At 40.4% G+C, this 5,396-nt stretch carries 3 protein-coding genes; all 3 read left to right on the top strand.

What is annotated here, in order from left to right:
- The coding region (locus tag JW841_16080; protein MBN1962453.1) for a hypothetical protein at nt 1–355 on the top strand (355 nt) is incomplete at its 5' end.
- Nucleotides 356–1,478: 1,123 nt separating this feature from the next.
- The gene (locus tag JW841_16075; GenBank protein MBN1962452.1) at nt 1,479–2,714 is read left to right on the top strand and encodes an ABC transporter substrate-binding protein; all 1,236 of its coding nucleotides are present in this window, start codon (nt 1,479–1,481) and stop codon (nt 2,712–2,714) included.
- 351 nt (nt 2,715–3,065) lie between these two features.
- Complete coding sequence (locus JW841_16070; protein MBN1962451.1) at nt 3,066–5,195, top strand: TonB-dependent receptor; 2,130 nt, start codon at nt 3,066–3,068, stop codon at nt 5,193–5,195.
- Nucleotides 5,196–5,396: the final 201 nt, after the last annotated feature.

Below are 5,396 nucleotides of genomic sequence, written 5' to 3'. Positions count from 1 at the left end.
TTCAGGAGATGTGACGGGTGAATATGGAAGATTTACGTTAATTGAAAAAGGTATGGGGGCTACTTGGTTTATTTGTGCAAGTCACCTAACTACAGATTATCCACAAGTTTCAGTATCAATAAAAGATGGCGCATATAATGGCCCAGGTACATATGAGTTAATTGATGGAGTTACAGGAAAGATTATGGTGGCAGCTAGTGAAGAAGCTACGTACAACTCTTACAATGTAGCTAATAATTGTGCCGCGGTTTTTACATCAGAAAGCGAGTTCACTTTTTCATGTGAAAACCTTGAAATGATACAAGGGCAAGGGAGTGTCTCGATTTCTAGCGGGGTCTTTTCTGTTAAACCCTAAAAATGATAATTGCTGTTGGAGAAAGTACAACATTATAACGATTATTATTAATATAATTACACCTATTATATTACTCCTCAAACATAAGATTAATTATGGATTATAACGTATCAAGAAACGGTTTGTTCGTTTTAATTTGTTTTTACTAATATAAAATTACCGTTCGTTTATGATGGTGATCTAATAATAGTAGATGCAACTCAACCATATTTGCAATATAACCATTGTTAATAACCGATTATTATTGCAATTTGAATATCGTGGTGGTTTAGAGTCGGCAATATTCCCATAGACTAAAAAGTGTCAGTATAAAGTGCCAGTGTCTGAGTGCGCTAGGCCAAGCCTAGAAAAGGAGGAAGCGATGTAACCAAGTCGTAGAAACCTTTTGTAAAGATCCAGCAGGTACCAACCATGCTTGGTAAAGGTTAGCCACCAGCCAAAAGCGAGTCTTGCGTGGTGCAGGGGTAACTCTCATGGCGAAGCGTAGACAGCGAGTTGTAGGGCCACGTTATTGAGCCTCGAAAGTGACAATCATTGTAGTAGCCGTGGTGGTTCAGAGTAGCGACGGCAGCATCGAAGCGTCGATTTGGCGAGACGACTTAGATATCACTAAAAATTCGGTGCCAGACGAAGTTAACTCAGCGTGAGAAGCGACGAATATCGATCTCGAATATTTTCGCCAAAGCTTGAACTAAAGGTAATTTATAGTGATGACTACTACGAGAACTAAGGGACTCAAGCGATAATTGCAAGACAGAGAATTGCAAGACAGTGTGGGCTAAAGGAGGCAAAGACCAAATGAACTATCGTCAAACCCGTGTTTACCAGCGTGCTTTAGAATTAGTGCGTATAAGTAAGCCAGACTAATGCGCTGCATATTACCACGGGCCAAAATATATTTGACTTGAAAGTGAAGTTGAATATAATTAATATTTCAGTAAGCGTGAAGGGTAATACGTGTCTTTTGGTTTTGGGGAGGGTTTCTTGTATTAAGATTGAAATTCGAATTTTAGGTCTTCTTGAACGTGAAGCTGTACAGGCGTAGCTGAACAATAAGAAGGGATTTCATTTTGTGCTGCAAAGGAATGGTAGTTAACTCAAATTGATTCGAAAAGAGACCGTCATGATCAGACAAATTTGTGTTGTTGTTTTAGCAGCTACAATTTCTCTTGTAACAGCATGTAAAGACGATGACAAAAAAGACAAAATCATATTTGGCCATGTAACATCGGTAACAGGACCATTTGCTGGTACTTCAGCGAACTATTCTACTGTATATAATATGTGGAGAGACGACGTGAACGCCGATGGTGGTATCTATGTAGAAAAGTATGACAAAAAACTACCTATTGAAATCATAGTCTACGATGATGAAAGCAATGTGGAAAATTCAGGCATACAAACAGAAAAAGCGATTGTTGAAGATGAGGTAGATTTGCTCTTGCCACCCATTGGCACAGAGGCAGTATATTATAACTCACAAATAGCCAACAATCATGGCTATCTTTTGATTGCGCCCTCAGGTGGTGCCGCCAAACTCAAAGAGATAATTAGCGATATGCCCTATTTCTTTTCGATGCTTCAATTCGCCGACACGCAAATGCCGGCCTTAGCGAAAATTTTAAAAGAGGAAGCGCTAGGAGTTACCAAGGTGGGAATTGCTAAAATGGAAGAAATTCACGGCATAGAGTACCTAGCTGCACTTGAGCCTGCCCTAGTGGCCGAAGGTATTGACTACGTCGTTAAACCCTTTGCACCTGCCACCACCGATTTCACATCATATTTTAGCGATTTTATATCAGAAGGAGTCGATGCTTTTGTTGCTTTCTCGTATCCTTCTCATACCACAGCCATGATTCAGCAAGCACAACAACAACAAATTAATGCTTTTAAAGTATTCTTTGCGACCGTTTTAATTGCCAGCCCAGCACAAATGCTCAATCCAGATAATTTTGGTGGTCCTGACGGAATCCAAGGGATTATGGGCGCTGGCGCCTGGAACTCAAAAAGCTCAACGGCAGCCAAGGCCTTTGAAGACGCCTATATCGCTAAATATAATGCTCGCCCTGCGTATTGGGGTGCACTACCAGCCTATGCCACCGTGCAAATCATACAGAAGGCAATTGAAGAGGTCGGCTTAGATCAAAAAAAGATGCGTGATTTCATTGCTGGCGCCACGGTTGATAACCCGATTGATACGGCCATGGGAGGGATATACTTCGTGGGTGGCATGAACCAAACCTATGCTGGTCAGATAGGACAATGGCAAAAAGATGAGCAAGGTAACAGTATCTTCGAGGTTGTCGACGCAGATGACCTGCGTACTGCAGATCCTATTATTAAGCCTAACTGGCCGTAATAATTAGCCAAATAGCGATAAATTTTATTGTCCAGCTATAAGCAAAAAAAGACCATACGTGTTTCTAAGACCATTAAACCTTTATTTTGCCTCCTCTTCGCTAAAGAATGGCATTGGCAACATTATGTGATGGCCAATAGCGCAACAAACCTCATTCACCAATATCTAACTAAACTGACAGTAGAGCTAGCTAAAAAGGTTTTCGTCATTATTTAGCTCTTTAATTATGTATTTAAATATCATATCAATTAGTAGTTGTAATTGAGTGTGTTAAGTTTCGGTAGTAGGTTTTTAAAAATAATTCGAGATCTACTTGCTATATTGAGCACTCTAGTAGAGCGGAGATTTTTTATGTCATCACAATTACCAGTAGATAAATTAATTATCGCTGCAATGTTCATATTTATAATTAATTCAAGCCCAGTTTTTGCTCAGAATTCTGATATACAAATAGAGCCTTTGGCTTTAGATACAAAAGAGCCAGATACGGTGGCAGAAGAAGAGCCTACGGATTCATCCGCCACTAAAGCAAACAAATCATTTGATGACATGACCTTAGAACAATTGCTTGATATTAGTATAACCTCTGCTTCTAAAGAGCAAGAAAGCGTTAGTGAAGCACCTTCATCGGTCACAGTTTTTACTAGCAAAGACATTAAGCGTCTTGGTGTTCGTACTATAGAGCGATTGCTTAACTTTGTTCCTGGGTTTCAGGGTACGACTGACAATGGTAATGGGGTGTTTCGCATATCGGTAAGGGGTCGTAATACAATTGAACATGATTATATTTTAGTATTGGTTGATGGACAACGGCTTAACGACATGTTTACTGGGGGCGCTATTAATCCCATCGCTATCGAAAATGTTGAGCAGGTTGAGATCATTCGTGGACCAGGTTCTGCTCTATATGGTGCTAATGCCTTTTTAGGAGTTATTGATATAAAGACCAATCGCAAGCATAACAATGCCATGGTAGCCAGTGGTGATCTCAACAATCGTTATGTTGTTATCAACCTTGCCAAAAAACTTGGTGCTTTAAAAGTAGCCGCCTTTGCCAAGCACTACTGCGACGATGGCTATATCTTTCACAAAGTCACTGACATCATGGGCAACAAGGCGATGGCCCGCGATCCTGTACAAGAACTCGATAGCTCCTTATCGCTAAAGTACGAAGGGCTAACTCTCAATCTTTCGCACACAGGGCGTAGATTTTCAGGTATGTCTTGTTGCACTCCATATTCTTGGTACTCTGATCGAACCGAGTTGCAACATTCAGCAGCGCATCTTGCTTATAGCTATGAAGTCAACCAAGATATCGATCTTAATGTAGCTACTTCTTTTGCCTATGATAATTCATTCTCGGTGGGGACCAAGTTACCAGCAGGAGCTATCTCTGGTACATCGAGCGGTGTGACGCTAGATGAAACTTATATTCTCGGTAAAAATTTTAAGGGGTTCAGTGTTGAAGGCAGTACCTACTTGCGTTGGCAATTTATATCTACTGACTCACTTAAGGGTTCGTTTATAACTGGGGGCCTATATAATTACACTGCTGCAACGCGCAATGCAGATGTTTCTTCTCACGATTTCTCATGGCAGTATCAGGGTGATGTTTACCAATGGGGGCGTGCAAAAGAAAATCGCACGAACATGGCTGGATACCTGCAAGCCAAGATTGATCTTTTCTCGCAAATACAGTTTACTGCTGGTGGTCGTTATGACTGGTACAGTGATTTTGGTAAATCATTTAATCCCCGTGCGGCATTGGTATATCTAACACCGCTTAACTCGCATTTAAAGGTTATGGTGGGAAAAGCTTTTAGGGCCCCCAGTTTTGTTGAGCAATATGAGCAACCACAACGGACAACGGTAAATGCGAGTAATGAACTCAAACCCGAAGAGTTAACTACTTACGAAATTGGCTATGCACAAAAGTTTTTAGATTATGCTCAAGGTACAATGACCTTTTTCCATACTAAGATCGACAATATCATACAACCACCACAAAATATACTACCGTATCGCAATAGTGGTGAATCGATTATGCAGGGTCTCGAGTTTGAGCTGCGTACCAGAGATATATATGGTTTTAACCTACTTGCCTCTTATACCCATCTTATGCCTCGCGAAAAAGAAAAGACATCGCTGATTGTACCATACGATTATGGTGCGGTTGCTTTGTCTTATTCTTGGAAAATGTTGCTGGTTAACCTTAACGCTATTATACGTGGTGCTTCAAAGATAGGTGGGTTTATCGCCACTAATATTGAAAGCCCGAGTTTCTTGGTCTACGATCAATCCAATGTAACTTTACTCAATTGCCATCTTCAGGTTGAGCTACCCTACTCATTCAAGCTTTTTACTATAGTAGAAAACATTCTTGATAGTCGATTTAATAGCAACAGTCGCTTTACAGAGCCACCACCAGGGCTCTTAAACCGCGGTCGAACTTTTTATGCTGGTATAAAAGTAGACTTCTAAGAATTGTTTGTTCATAAATTACACATGGGCTAAAGTTGAAGACACGTTTTTCTGCTAACGCTCCCGCATCCTATTTGCTATCTATTCGCATATGGCGTTAAGTCGCTTACTCATTCCATCTTTGACACTTGTAAAAATAAAGTTATTTAAAATCAAGGCAATAGAGGCTTAGCGGCATTTTGTGTCACTACATTTTCATCT

The organism is Deltaproteobacteria bacterium, from assembly GCA_016931625.1.
Taxonomy (GTDB): domain Bacteria; phylum Myxococcota; class XYA12-FULL-58-9; order XYA12-FULL-58-9; family JAFGEK01; genus JAFGEK01.
Note: the sequence above shows the minus strand (reverse complement) of the source record. Positions and strands in the feature narration are given on the sequence as shown.

Bases quoted from the DNA above. Each gene is read 5' to 3' on its own strand.
- JW841_16075 (MBN1962452.1), top strand. From the start codon at position 1,479: ATGATCAGACAAATTTGTGTTGTTGTTTTAGCAGCTACAATTTCTCTT.
- JW841_16070 (MBN1962451.1), top strand. From the start codon at position 3,066: ATGTCATCACAATTACCAGTAGATAAATTAATTATCGCTGCAATGTTC.